General features: G+C 69.8%; 21 protein-coding genes. 8 read left to right on the plus strand and 13 right to left on the minus strand.

Annotated features, from left to right (window positions below; all coding sequences use genetic code 11):
• Positions 1-889: 889 nt before the first annotated feature.
• Positions 890-2803: a hypothetical protein gene (locus ABZW60_RS05635; protein WP_355474363.1), complete on the minus strand. Its 1914-nt coding sequence runs from the start codon at positions 2801-2803 to the stop codon at positions 890-892.
• Positions 2803-3360: a hypothetical protein gene (locus ABZW60_RS05640; RefSeq protein WP_355474365.1), complete on the minus strand. Its 558-nt coding sequence runs from the start codon at positions 3358-3360 to the stop codon at positions 2803-2805. The genes ABZW60_RS05635 and ABZW60_RS05640 overlap by 1 nt, the downstream gene beginning before the upstream one ends.
• A 164-nt stretch (positions 3361-3524) precedes the next feature.
• Here ABZW60_RS05640 and ABZW60_RS05645 point away from each other — a divergent pair, with 164 nt between their 5' ends.
• Together ABZW60_RS05645 and ABZW60_RS05650 are read left to right on the plus strand one after the other, a co-directional pair.
• The gene (locus ABZW60_RS05645) at positions 3525-4664 is read left to right on the plus strand and encodes a molybdopterin-dependent oxidoreductase (RefSeq protein ID WP_355474367.1); all 1140 of its coding nucleotides are present in this window, start codon (positions 3525-3527) and stop codon (positions 4662-4664) included.
• Positions 4661-5095 carry a hypothetical protein gene (locus ABZW60_RS05650; RefSeq protein WP_355474369.1) on the plus strand — a complete coding sequence of 145 codons (435 nt, stop codon included), beginning with the start codon at positions 4661-4663 and terminating at the stop codon, positions 5093-5095. The genes ABZW60_RS05645 and ABZW60_RS05650 overlap by 4 nt, the downstream gene beginning before the upstream one ends.
• Here ABZW60_RS05650 and ABZW60_RS05655 read toward each other — a convergent pair.
• Positions 5035-5862: a 3-keto-5-aminohexanoate cleavage protein gene (locus ABZW60_RS05655; RefSeq protein ID WP_355474370.1), complete on the minus strand. Its 828-nt coding sequence runs from the start codon at positions 5860-5862 to the stop codon at positions 5035-5037. The two genes, ABZW60_RS05650 and ABZW60_RS05655, sit on opposite strands and share 61 nt — an antisense overlap.
• Before the next feature lie 91 nt (positions 5863-5953).
• Between ABZW60_RS05655 and dtd the strand changes: the two genes are divergently transcribed.
• Positions 5954-6379: a D-aminoacyl-tRNA deacylase gene (gene dtd, locus ABZW60_RS05660; protein ID WP_355474372.1), complete on the plus strand. Its 426-nt coding sequence runs from the start codon at positions 5954-5956 to the stop codon at positions 6377-6379.
• 84 nt (positions 6380-6463) lie between these two features.
• Here dtd and ABZW60_RS05665 read toward each other — a convergent pair whose 3' ends face one another.
• The 7 genes from ABZW60_RS05665 to ABZW60_RS05695 all read right to left on the minus strand — a co-directional run bounded on the left by ABZW60_RS05665 (position 6464) and on the right by ABZW60_RS05695 (position 11660).
• On the minus strand, positions 6464-7630 hold the full coding sequence (locus ABZW60_RS05665) for a choice-of-anchor P family protein (protein WP_355474373.1): 1167 nt from the start codon (positions 7628-7630) through the stop codon (positions 6464-6466).
• A gap of 362 nt (positions 7631-7992) precedes the next feature.
• On the minus strand, positions 7993-8289 hold the full coding sequence (locus ABZW60_RS05670; RefSeq protein ID WP_355474375.1) for a DUF1416 domain-containing protein: 297 nt from the start codon (positions 8287-8289) through the stop codon (positions 7993-7995).
• 3 nt (positions 8290-8292) lie between these two features.
• A complete protein-coding gene (locus ABZW60_RS05675; protein WP_355474377.1) occupies positions 8293-9141 on the minus strand; it encodes a sulfurtransferase in 849 nt (282 codons plus the stop codon).
• Between the two features lie 15 nt (positions 9142-9156).
• The gene (locus ABZW60_RS05680; protein WP_355474379.1) at positions 9157-9597 is read right to left on the minus strand and encodes a DUF4395 domain-containing protein; all 441 of its coding nucleotides are present in this window, start codon (positions 9595-9597) and stop codon (positions 9157-9159) included.
• A gap of 272 nt (positions 9598-9869) precedes the next feature.
• The gene (locus tag ABZW60_RS05685) at positions 9870-10709 is read right to left on the minus strand and encodes an RDD family protein (protein ID WP_355474381.1); all 840 of its coding nucleotides are present in this window, start codon (positions 10707-10709) and stop codon (positions 9870-9872) included.
• A 60-nt stretch (positions 10710-10769) separates the two neighbouring features.
• Entirely contained in the window at positions 10770-11201 is a 432-nt protein-coding gene (locus ABZW60_RS05690) for a thioredoxin family protein (protein WP_355474383.1), read from the minus strand.
• Positions 11202-11246: 45 nt separating this feature from the next.
• Positions 11247-11660: an HIT domain-containing protein gene (locus tag ABZW60_RS05695; RefSeq protein WP_355474385.1), complete on the minus strand. Its 414-nt coding sequence runs from the start codon at positions 11658-11660 to the stop codon at positions 11247-11249.
• Here ABZW60_RS05695 and arfB point away from each other — a divergent pair.
• The 4 genes from arfB to ABZW60_RS05715 are packed head-to-tail and all read left to right on the plus strand — an operon-like array spanning position 11542 to position 13951.
• Positions 11542-12117: an alternative ribosome rescue aminoacyl-tRNA hydrolase ArfB gene (arfB, locus tag ABZW60_RS05700; RefSeq protein ID WP_355474387.1), complete on the plus strand. Its 576-nt coding sequence runs from the start codon at positions 11542-11544 to the stop codon at positions 12115-12117. The genes ABZW60_RS05695 and arfB overlap by 119 nt on opposite strands.
• A gap of 30 nt (positions 12118-12147) precedes the next feature.
• Entirely contained in the window at positions 12148-12783 is a 636-nt protein-coding gene (locus tag ABZW60_RS05705; RefSeq protein WP_355474389.1) for a hypothetical protein, read from the plus strand.
• A complete protein-coding gene (locus ABZW60_RS05710; RefSeq protein WP_355474390.1) occupies positions 12780-13346 on the plus strand; it encodes a hypothetical protein in 567 nt (188 codons plus the stop codon). Before ABZW60_RS05705 ends, ABZW60_RS05710 begins: the two co-directional genes overlap by 4 nt.
• Entirely contained in the window at positions 13343-13951 is a 609-nt protein-coding gene (locus ABZW60_RS05715; protein WP_355474392.1) for a hypothetical protein, read from the plus strand. The genes ABZW60_RS05710 and ABZW60_RS05715 overlap by 4 nt, the downstream gene beginning before the upstream one ends.
• On the opposite strand, the gene ABZW60_RS05720 is transcribed toward ABZW60_RS05715, so the two are convergent.
• Entirely contained in the window at positions 13905-15278 is a 1374-nt protein-coding gene (locus ABZW60_RS05720) for a hypothetical protein (protein WP_355474489.1), read from the minus strand. The genes ABZW60_RS05715 and ABZW60_RS05720 overlap by 47 nt on opposite strands.
• Positions 15279-15328: 50 nt before the next feature.
• Entirely contained in the window at positions 15329-15568 is a 240-nt protein-coding gene (locus ABZW60_RS05725; RefSeq protein WP_355474394.1) for a MoaD/ThiS family protein, read from the minus strand.
• 160 nt (positions 15569-15728) lie between these two features.
• Here ABZW60_RS05725 and ABZW60_RS05730 point away from each other — a divergent pair, with 160 nt between their 5' ends.
• Positions 15729-16442 (plus strand): response regulator transcription factor, encoded by a 714-nt coding sequence (locus ABZW60_RS05730; protein ID WP_355474396.1) that lies wholly within the window; start codon positions 15729-15731, stop codon positions 16440-16442.
• Between the two features lie 74 nt (positions 16443-16516).
• Here ABZW60_RS05730 and ABZW60_RS05735 read toward each other — a convergent pair whose 3' ends face one another.
• Positions 16517-16825: a hypothetical protein gene (locus tag ABZW60_RS05735; RefSeq protein WP_355474398.1), complete on the minus strand. Its 309-nt coding sequence runs from the start codon at positions 16823-16825 to the stop codon at positions 16517-16519.
• Positions 16826-16920 lie beyond the last annotated feature (95 nt).

The following is a 16920-nucleotide window of genomic DNA, read 5'->3' on the forward strand; positions in this document are numbered from 1 at the left end:
ACGACGGTAGACAGCCCGCGACCGGTGCACGCAGTCGCAGACGGCACCAGAACAGCCGACAACCAAGCCCTGCGGACGGTCGACGAGCAGGCGGGTACGAAGGGCAGCAGCACCCCGACCGATGTGCGGAGGTAGCCGGCTAGCGATGTACACGCCGACGCGGGCAACCGGCGAACACAGGCATCCGCCTGCTCGCCACTCGTACGAAGCCCCCACAGCACCTGCCACAAGTACTTGGCAACCGCCTCGTGTGAACAGCGAGCCACCGGCAACACACCAGGCAGGCAACAAGCGCCCGGCATAGCCAGTCGCGCCCAGCACGCGCAACCGACAGGCGGGCGGTTCGCACGCCCAGCGCACGCAGGCGATTCGTACAGCCAGCCCAGGCAGGCAATTCGTACAGCCAGCCCAGGCAGGCGATTCGTACGGCCGGCGGGTGCGGGTGGTTCGTGCGGCCGGCGGACGGTGGGCTCGTACAGCCGGCGGATGCGGGTGCTTCGTACGACCGGCGCACGGCGGCTCGTACGACCGGCGGGCGCGAGTGCTTCGTACGACCGGCGTGCGCGAGTGCTTCGTACGGCCCGCGTGCGCAGGCGGCTCGTACGGCCCGCGTGCGCAGGCGGCTCGTACGGCCCGCGTGCGCAGGCGGCTCGTACGGCCCGCGTGCGCAGGCGGCTCGTACGGCCGGCGGGCGCGGGTGGTTGGTACGGCCGCCGTGCGCAGACGGTTCGTACGAGCGGCACAGCGCAGGCGATTCGTACGGCCGGCGGGCGCGGGTGGTTTGTACAACCGAGGCACCCCGGCAGTGCGTGCGACCTGCGCACGCGGACGGTTCGTACGACCAGCGCCCGGCGCTCCCTGGGTTGGGGCGCCGGGCGGGGGATTGTGGTTAGCGGCTGCGGCCGCCGTCGTCGCCTCGGCCTCGGTCGCCGCGGGTGCGGTCTTGGTCGCGTTGGGCGGCGGGGGTGCCTGGACGTTCGGTGGTGGCTACGTTGCCGCCTTCGACCTTGACTGCGCTGAGAGGTGTCTGGTCTCCGCGGATGTGGTCGATCTGGGCTCGTTCGTCGGGCGGGAGTTGCTGGCCGGGGCCGCTCTTCGGCTTGCTCGCCTGGCCGGCTCGGGCTTCGGCGATCGCCGGGTCCTCCGGTGGGCGCCACTGTGTGCCCTGTGCCTCGCTGGCCTGACCGCCGGGGTTCTGGCCGTCCTGCCCGTCCTGGCCGAGGCCGGCGGTTTCGTCTACCGCGTTCTGGCTGGCGTTGGCGAGCTGCTGCGTGTTGGGGCCCTTCGCCTGCGGAGCCTGTTCGGCGCCCTGCTCACGGCCCTGCACCTGCTGGGTCTGGGTGTCGGCCTGCGGAGCTTCAGCCTCCGCCGTCTCCACCTGTCGCCCATCGGCCTGCGGTGAGTCGACCTGCGGGGCCTCAACCTGCTGCCCGTCGACCTGCTGTCCATCGACTTGCTGGCCGTCGACCTGCGGGGCCTCGACCTGTTGTCCGTTGAGCTGTTGCCCGTTGACCTGCTGTGAGTCCACGGTCTGCGGGTCGACCTGCTGACCGTCCTGCCCGAGGTCGGTGCCTTCTCGGTCCAGGTCGGTGCCGTCCTGCTGCAAGTCGTTGCCGTCGCGGCCGGTTTCCTCGGCGACGTACGGGTTCACACCGTCTTGTTCCGCGCTGAGGTCGGTGTCGGCGGCCTGCTCGGGGTCGGCCTGCTGGCCGTCTCGGTCGAGGGCGCCTTCCTCGGCGACGTACGGGTTGACGCCCTCCTGCTCCGCGGCAGTGTCAGTCTGGCGGACGTTATCCGCCTCGGTCGACGGGTCGTCCAGCTCCGGGTCGGCCTGTTGGCCGTCCCGGTCCAGGGCGCCTTCCTCGGCGACGTACGGGTTGACACCGTCCTGCTCCGCGGCGGTGTCGGTCTGGCGGACGTTGTCCGCCTCGGTCGACGGGTCGTCCAGCTCCGGGTCGGCCTGCTGACCGTCCCGGTCCAGGGCGCCTTCCTCGGCGACGTACGGGTTGACGCCGTCCTGCTCCGCAGCAGTGTCGGTCTGCCGGACGTTGTCCGCCTCGGTCGACGGGTCGTCCAGCTCCGGGCCGGTCTGCTGGCCGTCCTGGCCCGGCTCGGTCTCGGGGGCGCGGTCCTGCTCCAGGTCTTCGGCGCGCTGCTCGTCGAGCCGGTCGTCGATCTCGCCGGCTGCGATGGTTGCGCCGGCTGCCGCGCCGGCCGCGGCGGCGGGGTCGATGCCGTCTTCGCGGTCCTGCTGCTGGCGGTTCTCTTCGTCGCGCCTGCGGCGGTCCTCGTCCGTCCGTTCGCGCTCGTCCTCGCGCCGCTCGACGGCGTCGTCGACGCCGTCACCGTCGCGGTCGTTGGCGTTCTCGTTCTCCCGGTCGGTCTCGTCGCGGCGCTCGGTCGCGTCGTCGCGGTGGTCCCGATCGAGGTCGGTCCGGTTCTCGACACGGTCGTCGAGCCCGTTCCGGTCGCGGTCGTTGTTGAGCTCGGCGTCCCGCTGGCGCTCCCGCTCGAGATTGCCCTCCAGCTCGCGGTTGTCCTGCTCGAGATCCTGGACCTGCCGCTCGGCCCGCTCGGCCTCGCGCTCGAGCTCGGCGGTCCGCTCCCGGGCGTCGTCCCGCTCGCGGTCGGGACCCCAGCGGTCTTCGTTGAGCCCGCGCTCGATCGCGGTGCGGCGTCGCTGCTGCCGGTTCAGCAGCCGCCAGATCTGCTGTCCGCCGCGCCGAGCCACCCGGATGAGCTTCCGGAACTCGGCGACCATGGCCTTGAGCAGGTCTTCCGCATCGACGGCTTCCTCTGCCATCAGGCCACCTCGTTCGCATAGACGGAATACCCGAACCCGGCCGCGCTGTCGTCCGGCCCCGGTTGGGACGCATACAGGTGGAACTCGGCTCCCGGCCGCAGCCAGACCGCCAGGTGCCGGCGGCGGCCGCGCCATTCCGGCGGGATGCGCAGGTCGTCGCCCGGTCCGACATACACCGGCGGACCCCAGTTACGCCGGGCCAGCTCGAGCTGCCCCGGCCAGTGCGCGTCGAGACCTTCCTCGGCGAGCTCCACCTCCGAGGCACCGATCTCGTACGCCGACCAGCCGCTGCGCGGGCTCTCCGGCAGGACCGCGTCGGGCAGCACGAGCATCACCGTCTCGCGCTGGGTGACCAGACCCCAGGTGTACCGATCGGGGTCGATGTTGCCCGGCGCCCAGGGGCGCCAGCCGGTGGCGGTGGTGACGCGATTGACCAGGGCACGGATCGCGTCCATGCCCGTGGCCGGCGGTCCCCAGATCGGTCGCCAGTCGACGACCTCGGCCAGATCCGCCATCGCCCGCTCGTCATCGTCGGACGACCGCTCCTGCGTCTTCACGCCGCCACTCTCCTTCCGTCAAGTTCGCCCAGAGTATGCCCCGATCGGTGCCACCGGCCGACCTCCGGACGCAGACCTGTGGATAACTGGTTCCGGCGTCACCGTTCGCGAGCAGTAACCGAAGGACGGCGTCCACACGGCTCCGGCTGCGTTGTAGTGGAATCATGAAGCTCCCGGCACCACCGACGGAGAAGTCGTTCCCGTCGCCGCTGCACCATCCACGGGTGGCGACCGTCATCGGCCGCTGGCTCGGCACGGCCGTGGCGATCTGCTTCCTGACCGGGCTCTACAGCCACTTACTGCAGGACACCCCGAGCTGGCTGCCGATCCCCAGCCGCCCCGCGAACCTGTACCGCGTGACGCAGGGCCTGCACGTACTCAGCGGCATCGTTGCCGTCCCCCTGCTGCTGGCCAAGCTGTGGACGGTCTATCCGAAGCTGTTCGCGAAGTTCGACCCGAAGGCGATCCGCCCGGCGATCGAGCGACTGTCGATCCTGGTGCTGGTCTCCTCGATGGCACTTGAACTCTTCATCGGGTTCGTCAACACCCTGCAGTGGTACCCGTGGCCGTTCCCGTTCCGGCAGACGCACTACGCGCTCGCGTGGATCATCGTCGGCGCCCTCCTCGTCCACCTCGCCGTGAAGCTCCCGCTGATCCGCGCGAACTGGCGCCGCACGCCGGACCCCGCGCCCGAGTCGCTGCCCGCCGATACCACGGGCCTCACCCGCCGCGGACTGTTCCGCACGGTCGCCGGCGCCGCGACGCTCGTCGGCATCACCTCGGTCGGCCAGTCCGCACCGGCCCTCGGGCCTGTTGCCGTCCTCGCGCCACGCAAGCCCAACATCGGTCCGCAGGGCCTGCCGGTGAACCGTACGGCGGAAGCGGCCGGCGTGACCGGGATCGACGCGGACTGGCGGTTCACGATCATGGGCCCGCGGCAACTGTCCTACACGCTCGAGGAACTCCGCGCCCTTCCGCAGAACCGCTCCGACCTGCCGATCGCCTGCGTCGAGGGGTGGAGTCAGGGCGCGCGCTGGGAGGGTGTACGGATCCGGGACCTGCTGGAGCTGTGCGGCGCGCCGGCGGCGTCGCGGGTCCGGGTGGTGTCGATGGAGAAGGGCGGGTTCTACGGGACGAGCGAACTGCCTGCGGAGTTCGCGGCTGACTCGCTCACGCTCCTTGCGCTACGGCTCAACGGGAGCGAGCTGGCCATGGATCACGGGTTTCCGGCGCGGGTCATCGCGCCGAACCGGCCCGGGGTGCTGCAGACCAAATGGGTGCATTCGCTGGAGGTCATCGCATGAGGTTGCGCATCGGACTGCTGGTCGCAGGTGTGCTGGTTGGCCTGTGGGGTCTGTGGAAGCTGGTCCAGGCGGTCGACATCCCAGCTCTCGTGCGGTTGCCCTTGTGGTTGGGCGGCGCGGTTCTCGTCGACGACTTCTTTCTCGTGCCGTTGACCGTCGGCGTCGGCTGGCTGGTGACCCGCTGGTCGGCGCGGCCGGGGCACCACCGGACGGTCGGGGTGGTGCGGACGACGTTGTTGTACGTCGGGGTCACCACCCTGATCGCGGTGCCGCTGCTGCTGCGGCAAGGAACAGGACCCAACCCGACCGTGCTCCCCCGCGACTACACCCGCGACTGGCTATTGCTGGAGGCAACAATCGTGGCGATCGGCTACCTGTGCTTGATGTTCAGGAGGTCGCGGGCCTCGTCGGGTGACATCGGCGGGCGCTGAGCCAGGGTCGCCAGCGCGGCGACGCGTTCGACCAGCTCGGCGTTGTGCCTGACCGGGTGCCCCTTGGCCAGCGTCAGCGTGTCCTCCATGCCGACGCGGAGGTTGCCACCCTTCGACAGCGCGGCCAGCGCGACCGTCAGCGACGTACGGCCGATGCCGGTGGCCGACCAGGACGTGACCGCGTCGGGCAGCGCGTTGACGGCCGCCACCAGCGCGTCCGCCGTACCGGGCATGCCGCCGGGGACACCCATCACCAGGTCGCAGTGCACACGGCCGCCGTACGGCAGGCCGAACTTGTCCAGCAGCCGGTGCAGCGCGGCGACGTGCCCGAGGTCGAACAGCTCGAACTCCGGGACGACCTCGCGCTCCTGGGTGAGCTGGAAGAGCTGCGTGACGAACGGCCACGGGTTCATGAACACGTCGTCGCCGAAGTTGACTGTGCCCATCGTGAGCGAGCAAGAGTCCGGCGCGGCGTCGAGCACCCGCAGGCGGTTCTCGTACGGATCGGTGACCGCGCCGCCGGTGGACAGCTGGACGATCAGCGCGGTGTTCTCGCGGACGGCGGCGACCGTGTCGGTCAGCCGGCCGAGATCCAGCGTCGGCCGGTGCTCGTCGTCGCGGATGTGGATGTGGATCATCGCCGCTCCCGCGGCCTCGCAGCGCTTCGCGGTCCCGACCAGCTCGTCGAGCGTGGTCGGCAACGCCGGGCAGTCCGCCTTCGCGGTCTCGGCACCGGTGGGAGCAACAGTGATCAGAGTCGACGCCATGAACGAATCCTGCCAGATCGCGCTTCGAAAGGATATTTGCCGGTTGGAGGGTCCGATGACCGGACGATCTCCCGCAGGGGAAGATATCGCCATGCGAGCCGTCGTACAGCGAGTCAGCCGGGCGTCCGTCACCGTGGACGGCGGGGTGGTCGGGGCGATCGAGGGGCCCGGGCTGGTGGTCCTGCTCGGCGTCACCCACGACGACACCCCCGAGAAGGCCGCCGCGCTGGCCGCCAAGATCTGGACCCTCCGGATCCTCCACGACGAACGCTCCGCGGCCGACGAGCAGGCACCGATCCTCGCCATCAGCCAGTTCACGCTGTACGCCGACACGCGCAAGGGCCGCCGTCCCTCGTGGAGCGCCGCCGCCCCGGGCCCGGTCTCCGAGCCGCTCTACGACTCGTTCTGCGGCGCGCTGGAAGCCCTCGGCGCCAAGGTGGAGCGCGGCGTCTTCGGGGCGGACATGCAGGTCGCGCTGACCAACGACGGCCCGGTCACGCTCATCCTGGACGCATAACAGAGCCGGCCCCCGGATCCGTGCGGGATCCGGGGGCCGGGATTCTGGGTCGGTGAGGTTCGACTCAGACCGTGTCTGCTGAGATCAGCCGACGACACCGGCGGCCGAGTGGCCGACGACGACCTTGGTGTTGAGGCCCTGGACCTCGACGACCAGCGCGTTCACCGAGATGTAGCGCTTCTGCCGCATGACCTGGTTGAAGGTCAGCCGCGCGATGCCCGGGATCTCCAGCGTCTTGTTCTCGCCGGTCGGGACGGCGTAGCTCTTGCCGCCGACCTTGATCGAGGCGATCGTCGAGGACGAGCTCACGCCGGCCTTGCCGTCCTTGGTCTTCCACGCCGACGCCGAGGACTCGATGGCGCCGATGGACAGCGAACCGACCTTCACGCCCGCGACGTGCGAGGTGAAGTTGATGTACGACTTGCCCTCGCCGATGGCGCCGTTCTTGGTGGTGTAGACACCGCCGACGTAGGCGACCTTCGGGATGTTCAGCTCGCCGACCGCGACCCGGACCGTCTTGCCCTCAGTGCCCTGGCAGGTGGTCTGAAGCGACGTGGCGTCGGAGACGACCAGCTTGTCGGCCGTGGCCTTGGTGCCGTAGGCGTCACCGATGACCAGCGCGGTCGCCGGCTTCGAGATCTCCGCGCGGGTCTTCAGCACCGCGACGTCGACGCCCTGCGGGATGTACTGGTTCTTCACCGTCGCGTGCAGCACGACCGCCTGCGCGTACGAGTAGATGCCGGACGCGGTCTTCACGCCGCCGACACGGTTCAGAACGATGTAGCCCAGGCCCGGGACCGCGACCTTGGTGTTCGGCTTCGGGTTCAGCAGCGACGGCACCGAGATCGCGCCGATCTTCACGCCCGCGAAGGTGGTGCTGCCGGTGTAGGACAGCTGACCCTTCGAGTACTTCGACGTGGTGGTGGTCTTCACGCCGGTCAGCGTGAGCAGGCTGCCGACACGGATGTCGGCGGCCACCGCGTTGCTGGTGACGCCGGTACCGCTGGCGTTGTTGAAGCTGTGCGTGTCGGTCTTCACCGAGCGCGCGATCGCCTGCCCGTTCACGTTCGCTGCGGCGATGTCGTTCTTGTCAGCCTTGTTGGCGTCCGTGGTGCAACCGAACTTGCTGATCACCTGCGGGCCACTGTTCGCCAGCCCGGATTGAACATCGGTCCCGTACGAGTAGCCGCTGTAGCCGAAAACCGGCGAGGCGGACGCGGAACCCGACGTCAGCGCAATCGTAGAAGCCACGCCGACAACCGCCGCAACTCCGACGGCGGCGAGCTTCTTGTATCCGATGCGGGGTCGCATTGACCCCTCCTCCCTGAGTGATGACGTGACCCGAAGTGCGGGTCAGGACACAGACACAACTCAGCCGATTGCGGTAGGTGACGAGCCGACCTCGCTCCGAGACCAAACCGTGACCTTGCTGCTCGCTCCACGAGATTTCACGGCCACACCCGTAACTCGGCTGCGATGACCGCGATCCCTTGCCGCGTAAGCGATTCCGGACATGCCGAAGGGCCCGGACGCGCAAGGTCCGGGCCCCTCGGTGCTTACTTCAGGGTGGGCCACCTCGGGTGGTGGTGGCACCTTCAGTAACGAACGACTGCTCAGACGGTGACGGCCACTTCCGCGACCTCGCCGTACTGGGCGACCACCTGACGGTCGACCGGGTCGGCCTTCGGGGCCAGCGTGCGCAGTGTCCAGCTGCCCGGCGCCGCGAAGAACCGGAAGTGTCCGGTCGCCGAGGTCGGCACCTCGGCGGTGAACTCACCGGAGGAGTCCAGCAGCCGCACGTACGCGCCGCCGACCGGCTCCTCGCCGCGCAGCACCTGGCCCTGGATGACGGCCTCCTTGTCGACGTCGACGCCCTTGAGGTCGAGGCCGCCCTGCTTAGCTCCGCACATGTGTCACGCCTTTCCGGGCTCGTCGCCGAGGGCAACGGGTACGCCGACCAGCGAACCCCACTCGGTCCAGGATCCGTCGTAGTTCTTCACGTTCGCCTGGCCGAGGATCTCGTGCAGCACGAACCAGGTGTGCGCCGAGCGCTCGCCGATCCGGCAGTACGCGATGGTGTCCTTGCCGAAGTCGACGCCGGCGTCGGCGTACAGCTGCTTCAGCTCGTCGTCGGCGCGGAACGTGCCGTCGTCGTTGGCCGCCTTGCTCCACGGGATGCTGGCCGCGGTCGGGATGTGACCCGCACGCTGCGCCTGCTCCTGCGGCAGGTGGGCCGGGGCGAGCAGCCGGCCGGCGTACTCGTCGGGGCTGCGCACGTCGACCAGGTTCTTCACGCCGATGGCGTCCTTGACCTCGTCGCGGAAGGCGCGGATCTCCAGGTTCTGCGGCTGCGCGGTGTACTGGGTGGCCTCGCGCTTGACGACCTCGTCGGTCAGCTCGCGGCTGTCCAGCTCCCAGCGCTTGCGGCCGCCGTCGAGCAGCCGGACGTCACCGTGGCCGTAGAGCTTGAAGTACCAGTACGCGTACGCCGCGAACCAGTTGTTGTTGCCGCCGTACAGCACGACCGTGTCCTCGTTCTTGACACCACGGTCGGACAACAGCGCCTCGAACTGCTCCTTGCTGACGAAGTCGCGCCGGACCGGGTCCTGCAGGTCGTCCTGCCAGTCGATCTTGATCGCGCCGGCGATGTGGCCGGCGTCGTACGCCGAGACGTCTTCGTCGACCTCGATCAGGACAACGCCGTCGTCGTTCTTGTGCTCCTCGACCCAGTCGGCCGAGACGAGCGCGGATTCCCTGCTCATGAGTGCTGCCTCTTCTCAGTTGGTAGCGGTGGATGGCGTACGAATGCGGTGGATCAGCAGATAGGCCTCGCAACCGAGGCAGAGCCCGACGGCCGCGTTCACGAACGCGGCGACCAGGGCGAATCCGGTGGCGACCACTCCCAGCACCGTGGCGCCGGTCAGGTACCCGATCAGGCCGGCGACCGCGAAGACGAGGCCGACCAGCTGGGCGAACCGCGGCGGGGCCGCGTCCTCCAGCTCCTTCGGCGGTCCCAGCCGGGGCCGGACCAGCCGCTTGAACAGCAACCCGTACGGCGACGCGCCGACGCCGAGGACGACCGAGACGGCGAACACCACGGCCTGCACCGCGAGCGGCCAGGGGTTGTTCAGCACGAGCGTCAGCGCCAGCACGACGGTGGTCAGCCCCGCGGCGAACCGGAGCCCGCGCGGATCCACCTTGGCTGTCTTTTCGGACATGACGACTCCCGGAGGAGAGGGATGTCGAGCCGGAACCCGCCCGGGTCTGCGGGAGGCGACGTACGCGAAACCGTGCTCAGCGACCGGTTCCGCAGCGCTCGGGACGCCGCCTGGTCAGCGGCGACGACACAGCGACGAGCGCATGCGGCAGTTGTCCACCGCGCGCCGCTTCGTCAGCCAAGTCGTGTAAACCACGCCTCGAGAGTACGGAACCCGGGCAGACCCATCCGCCGTGGTCCCATGAGGTGAGACAACTGATCAAATCGTGGACGTCAGACGCGGACCACGTTGGTGCCGGCGACCTTGTCGTGCAGCGCCTGCTTCTTGTCGTCCCAGAGCGGCCAGAGGTAGTTGAGCAGCAGCGCCAGCGAGGCGAAGATGCCGAAGACCGGGATCGATCCGGCCAGGTACAGGGCCAGGTCGAAACCGCACCGCTTGGCCGCCGCGCCCTTCGGCGGAGGGCCGGGCACGTCGCGCAGCCGGACCGCGATCCCGGTCGCCATCTTGCCCGGCGTACGGCCCTTCGTGACCAGGAACAGGTACTCGTAGACGAAGAAGATCAGGTACCCGATCACCGAGGCCGGGATGGCGTACTTGTACACCTCGGCCGGCATCGCGACCGGCGACGTGCTGCCTGCCCGCGCCGCGTCCATCACGTCCTCCAGCCAGTTGGTCATCACCTGGCTGGACTGGTAGTAGAAGTAGCCGGTCAGCGGCAAGGCGATGAACCAGGCGATGATCGAGTCGAGGATGAGCGCGAAAGCCCGCCGCCACCAGCCCGACAGCGGCTGGCCGTCCGGGGTCGTGCCGGAGCCCTTGCCCTGGTACCCGAAGCCCGAGTCGGTCTGCGGGTACGCCGGGTAGCCGCCCTGCTGCGGGACCCGCTGGCCGTACTGCGGAGCCGGCTCGGCCTGCTGGCCGTACACCTGGCCGTGCTCCGCGCGCTGACCGTACTGCGGGGCGTCGGCGGTCCTCGACTGACCGAACTGGCCCTGGTACGGCGCTGGGCCCTCCTGCGGCCGGCGCTGATCCGTCCAGGCGCTGCCGTCCCAGTACCGCTCCTGGGTCGGGTCCTCGGGGTCGTTGTACCAGCCTGCTGATTGAGAGCTCACCGGGAGAGTCTTGCCTACGCGCAGGTCCATTGGCCATCCGGTGGCACGTACCGGACGCGGTCAGCTGGGCTGGCGGTCGATCGCGACGGCCAGCGCGGCGATCACGTCAGGCTTGCGGGGCGCCCCGCTGGCACGCTTCACGACCGCTCCGGTGCTGTCCAGCACGAGCGTGGTCGGGGTCCGCAGGATGTCGAGACGGCGTACCAACTCGAGGTGGGACTCGGCGTCCAGCTCGACGTGGCGCACACCGTCGACCATGCCCTCCACCTCGGCCAGTGTCCGGCGGGTGACCCGGCACGGCGCACAGAACGCCGACGAGAACTGCAGCAGCGTCGCCCGCTCGCCCAGCTCCGCACCCAACTCCGCGGCCGTCACCCGCTCCACGTCGTCCTCGCTCTTCCCACGAAACCGCCCGTCGACCCAAGCTTTGAGCACACTCAGCACCACGCCGGCTACGACCGCCGCGACGAGTACCCACAGGCCCAGGCTCACAGCTATCCACGGTACGACGCGCCGTTCACGATTCAACTGCCCGTTTCACGTGCTGAGAAGCACCTGCGGGTCCACGGCGAGGCGGTGGCTCGAACGACCCGTCGGCCACGGCAGGCAGTCGTCGCCGTCGCCCGGGTACCGCGGTACGACGTGCAGGTGGAGGTGGTCGACGCTGCGACCGGACCCGGGCCCGCTGGCGTTCAGCAGGCAGACCCCGGTCGCTCCGAGCCTGTCCACCATCCGCTGAGCGATCCGCTGGGCCAGGTCCATCACCTGGGTCAGATCACCCGGACGGGCGTCCAGCAGCCCCGCGCCGGTGTGACGGCGCGGCACGACCAGCGTGTGGCCCGGAGCGATCTCCTCGCTCTGCAGCGGAAGGAACGCGACCGCCACGTCCTCCTTGGCGATCCAGCGGGCCGAGTCGGCGGAGATCAGGCCGCAGAAGACGCAGGCATCCATTCGTCGATTCTCCTCCGGTCTAATAGGTCCTGTGGAGAGCGGAGTGACAGTGCGGTCGGGGTTGGTGATTCCCGAGGCCGAGCTGGCGTGGCGGTTCTCACGGTCGAGCGGGCCGGGCGGGCAGTCGGTGAACACCACGGACAGCCGGGTCGAGCTCAGCTTCGACGTCGCGGGGACGACGGTGCTGAGCGACGTACTGAAGGCCCGGGCGCTCGAGCGGCTGCAGTCGCGGCTGGTCGACGGCGTGCTCACGATCGCCGCGTCGGAGTACAAGTCGCAGTGGCGCAACCGGGAGGCGGCGCGGGAACGACTGGCCGTACTGGTGCGTGAGGCAATCGCTCCGCCGCCCCGGAAGCGGCGCCCGACGAAGCCGAGCAAGTCGTCCGTACGGCGCCGGCTGGACGACAAGAAGCGCCGCGGCGAGACCAAGCGCCTGCGCGGCCGCCCGGACGACTGATCGGCCCTTTCGCTGGATAGGCTTCCGCCCGTGCAGGAAACGGGGAGCGGGGGATCTGAACAGCAGCAGCCGGAAGAGCTTCCGGAGTTCCAGGACCTCAAGGTGCGGGGGCGGTCGCTCCGGACGTGGGGGCTCAGCGCCGGGGCCGTCCTGCTGGTGATCTCGGCGGCGTTCGGCGGGCTCAAGAAGGCCGGTGACGAAACTCCGCAGGTGGCAGCCGGTACGGCGATCGACGCCGGCCAGTTCGAGGTCACGGTCCAGCGGGTGGTCACCGTGAAGGACCTGAAACCGCTGTTCACACCGGACGACGGCGGTGCGCTCATCGCCGTGGTGACCAAGCTGAAGGTGACCGACGACACCGGCACGACGCCGCCGTCGGACCTGATCCGGCTGATCGGCGTACCCGGCGTGAAGGACACCGACCCGCCGGTCGGCACCACCAACCTGCGCGACGCCACGATGAACCCGGTGCTCACGCCGGACGCCGCCGAGGACGTCGCGTACGTCTGGAAGCTGCCCAAGGCGAGCGAACTGCCGACCGAGGTCAAGCTGACCGTGCAGGGCTACCAGCACGAGGACGAGTCGATCCTGGACCACCACGAGAAGTGGCGAGCGGACGCGATCGTCGCGGACAGCACCGTCGCGGTGAAGGACAACACCAAGTGAGCCGGCGGAAACTCCTGAACGCCGGCCTCACGCTCGCCGTGCTGGTCGCGATCGTGGGTCTGTACCGGCTCACGCCGACGCAGAAGGACATCCAGGAACCGACCGCGGTGAAGGGCGTCCCGGGCCGCGCGGTGCACACGCCGCGGTTCGACCTGACCGTCGACGACGTCCGGGTGGGCAAGAAGCTCCGGATCCCGCACTCGACGCCGGACCGCGACTCGCTGACCGCCTTCGTGGTCGTCGACGCCACGGTCACGGCCAACCGGGAGCCGATCCACATCTTCGACGTCCGGATCCGCTCCGCCGACGGCGTCACGTACCTCGGCGCCAACCGCAGTGGCCTGGACCAGGTCGACCTGACCGGGACCGAGTTCGCGCCGGACATCCCGGTCCGCGGCTCGTTCGTCGTCGAGATGCCGGCCGACAAGGTGCCCGGGGCAACGTTGCTGGTGATGGAGAAGTCGATCATGAACGACCTCGAGCCGCAGGTCACCGTGCCGCTCGGCGACGACGCCCCGGCGCTGGAAGACGTCGTGTCGCTGACCGCTGCGAGTGACACATGAGCGGCGCACGCCGGGCCCGGCGCGGCTGGTTCCGGGCGAACACGGTCGCGCTCGCGACCCTCGTGGTGGCGGTTCCGCTGGCCGGGTGGTGGACCACGCGCAGCGACTACAGGTCCTGGTACGACGCCGAGCCCCGCGACGCCGTCGAGGTGGCTGCGGGCGGTACGTCGTACAACGGCGCGACCTGGTACGCCGCGAGCGTCGAGGAGAACCCGCAGCCGTCCCGGGCCGGCTCCGCTCAGGACGCGCTGCCCGACGGGACGACGCGGATCCGGGTGTACTTCCGGCTGCAGGTCGACAACCTGTCCGCGCTCGACGGACTCGGTGGGTGCCGCGTGCATCTTCGCGCGCCGGACGGCCGGATCTGGGACGAGACCGCCGTCGCGGGCGATTACCAGGACCGTCCGACCGGCTGCAGCGGCGGCAGCGACGACAAGCCGTCGAGCTGGCGCGGCGCCGCGGCGCAGTACTACCTGAAGCCGGTGGCCGGGAAGCCGTTCGAGACGGTGGCGGTGTTCGTCGTACCGTCGGCGGTCGCCGGCAGCGTGCAGCCGACGATCACCTGGGCAACGAAGCTCCCTCAGTACTTGGCATTCCCGAGGTAGCGGCGCTGAGGTCGGTGACGCCGTGGTCACCGGCCGACTGCTCGTGGACCGCCCGGGTCCGCGGGGTGAGGTAGCCGGCCAGGCCGCCGATCATCCGGTCGTACGCCGCGGCGAGCAGGCTCACCTGCAGCATGATCTTCAGGCCGTCGGTGACCAGGTTCAGCGGCTCGTCGATGACCAGCCAGAACTGCAGCGTGTGCGGCCCGAGGACCCAGACCTTGAGGGCGATCCACACGGCGCTCGCGGCGAACGTCACGACCGCCCAGGCCAGGAAGTAGCCGAGCATCGGCCGCAGGCCCGAGCGGACCACCAGCCGGAACGCCTCCATGACCGGGGTCCAGCGGTCCTTCCAGTCGGACACGACCGAGTTCCCGGCGACGCGGACGATCCGCGGCGTCTGCTGCCAGCGGTGGGTGATGCGGTCGAAGCGCCAGCGGGGCTTGTCGAGCTTCCGGACGACGCGGCCGTAGATGACCGCGGTCATGGTGATCCACATCAGCGGGAGCACGGCGGCGTCCCAGAGGTCGGCGATGCCGGCGGTGACGAACCCGGTGACGGCGTCCCACACCTCACGGACCTGGCTGACGCCCAGCACGTGGTCGAGCACCCAGGAGTACCCGTCGTGCAGCCACTGCCAGACCTGACGCTCCTTCAGCCAGGCCTTCGGCGACGGGATGTAGGACGACGCCTGGTAGATGACCACGAAGATCCACAGCGCCTCCAGGTAGGTGACGAACAGCTTGCGGACCGCGCCTTCCTCTTCCTTCTTCCACCTCTTGAACGCCAACCGGAGCAGGTACGCCGTGACGCCGAGCCCGATGAACAACCAGGTGGACAGCGACTGCAGCCCCTCCGACCGCTCCGCGACCGTGCCGCCGGTCAGCACCGTCGCCGCGGTCTCGTTGACCTTGTGGACGGCCAGTTGGTACTCGTAGTCGAGCGCCTCGTTCTGCAGGAACTTGTACGCCGCATAGAAGGCGAGGAACGGCAGCAGCGCCGCGGCGATCGCGTCGAGCGGCCGGTGTTCACGGCCGGGCTCCACGCCGTCCGGGGCGAGCACACCCTCGGCGACCGCTCGGCGGTGGAACGGCAGCTCGCCTCGCAGGACCAGGAACATGGTCACGTACATCGCGAGCGAGACCACGACGAGCAGGGCCAGGACGGCGATGCCGGCCGCTTCCGCCTTGGCGCCCGCCTGGACCGCCACCCATTGCAGGCCCCGGTGCGCCAACTGCGCCACCAGGAACACCGCGAGCAGGCGCGGCCACGCCTTCCCGAACAGAACCCCCGCACGCCCCACCGTAGTGAGCAACGTCCCCGACTCCATCGCCACGGCGATGAATCTACCTCCCGGGGAGGCCTCGCCAGGTGGTCCGGTCAGCCACCGGCGAAGGGCGGCAGCGCATCGACCAGGGCGCCGTCGGACAGGGGTGTGCTCGGGTCGGCCCGCTCACCGTCGAGGAGGAACGTGCAGATCGACAGCACCCGCGCCAGCTCCGGCCGGTCGGTCGAAACGGTCGTCACCAGGTCCCGGATCGAGCCCGCCTCCGCGGTCGCCGTCGACTCACCGGCGGCCGAGCGGGCGGCAGCGAAGTACCTGATGGTCACTTCCGGCATCTGATCCGCGCCTCACTAATCGGTTAAGTCTCGGCTATTATGTCAGCTTGCTGTTAGACCCAGTGTGTCTCAGGCCCCCGGCAACGACGCCGCCGGGGCCTGACGTGCACGAGGACCGGATCGCTGGTTCTGGATCCGACGATCAGCACAAGGAGACGGCGTGAGCACGTTGCTTCTGCTGACGAACGCTCTGCAGGCCTCCACCGAGGTGCTGCCGTCGCTCGCCCTGCTCCCCCACCAGATCCGCATCCTGCCCGCCGAGGTCGCCGCGCTGGTCGACGCGCCGGACGCCGACGCCGTGCTGCTGGACGCCCGCCGCGACCTGGTCGCCGTGCGGAGCGCCTCCCGGCTGATCCGCACCACCGGCATCGACGTGCCGCTGATCCTGGTCGTCACCGAAGGCGGCCTGACCGCGGTCAACGCCGACTGGGGCGCGGACGATGTGCTGCTCGACACCGCGGGCCCGGCCGAGATCGAGGCCCGGCTGCGGCTCGTCATCGGCCGTCTCGCCGCGACCCGCAACGACGAGCCCGAGTCCACGCTGATCCGCAGCGGCGACGTCGTGATCGACGAGGCGTCGTACACGGCGAAGCTCAACGGGCGGGCGCTCGACCTCACGTACAAGGAGTTCGAGCTGTTCAAGTTCCTCGCGCAGCACCCGGGCCGGGTCTTCACGCGGGAACAGTTGCTCCAAGAGGTCTGGGGCTACGACTACTTCGGCGGCACGCGGACCGTCGACGTGCACGTCCGGCGGCTGCGCGCCAAGCTCGGCCCCGAGCACGAGGCGCTGATCGGCACCGTGCGGAACGTCGGCTACCGCTTCGTGGTCCCGCCGGCGCCCAGCACCCGCGAGCCCGCCGAGGCCAAGTCCTGACTGGCTCACGCTGACCGGGCTGACCGGGCTGACCGGCTGACCGCACTGACTGCCTCGCTGGCGGCCGGCGGTTTCTAGAGGAAGAACTTCAGCAGGGTGAACGCGAGCGCGGCCGCCGTGACGAGCGCCGCCTTCCCGGACCCGACGCCCTGCTTCACCCCGGCCACGAACACTCCGATGGTGATCGGCACCAGCATCACCAGCATCGTGACGCCGGCCGCGTGGACGCCGACGTGCGACTGCAGCGTGAGGAGCCACCCCACCACGAACGCGAACGCCAACCCGAGCCAGCTGGTGATCTGCACCGGCCCGTCCGCGCTGCGATGCCCGCGATGCGACGCCCTGGTGGCCCGCCGGTGCGAGGTCGGAGCAACGTGCGCCATCGCTCACCTTCCGTAAGTGCCTGAGTACGCAAGGTACCAGCAACTCTGACGAGAACGAAAAGCCGGTACGCCGCGGTCGGCGCGACGTACCGGCC

This window comes from Kribbella sp. NPDC003557, from assembly GCF_040610805.1.
GTDB lineage: Bacteria > Actinomycetota > Actinomycetes > Propionibacteriales > Kribbellaceae > Kribbella.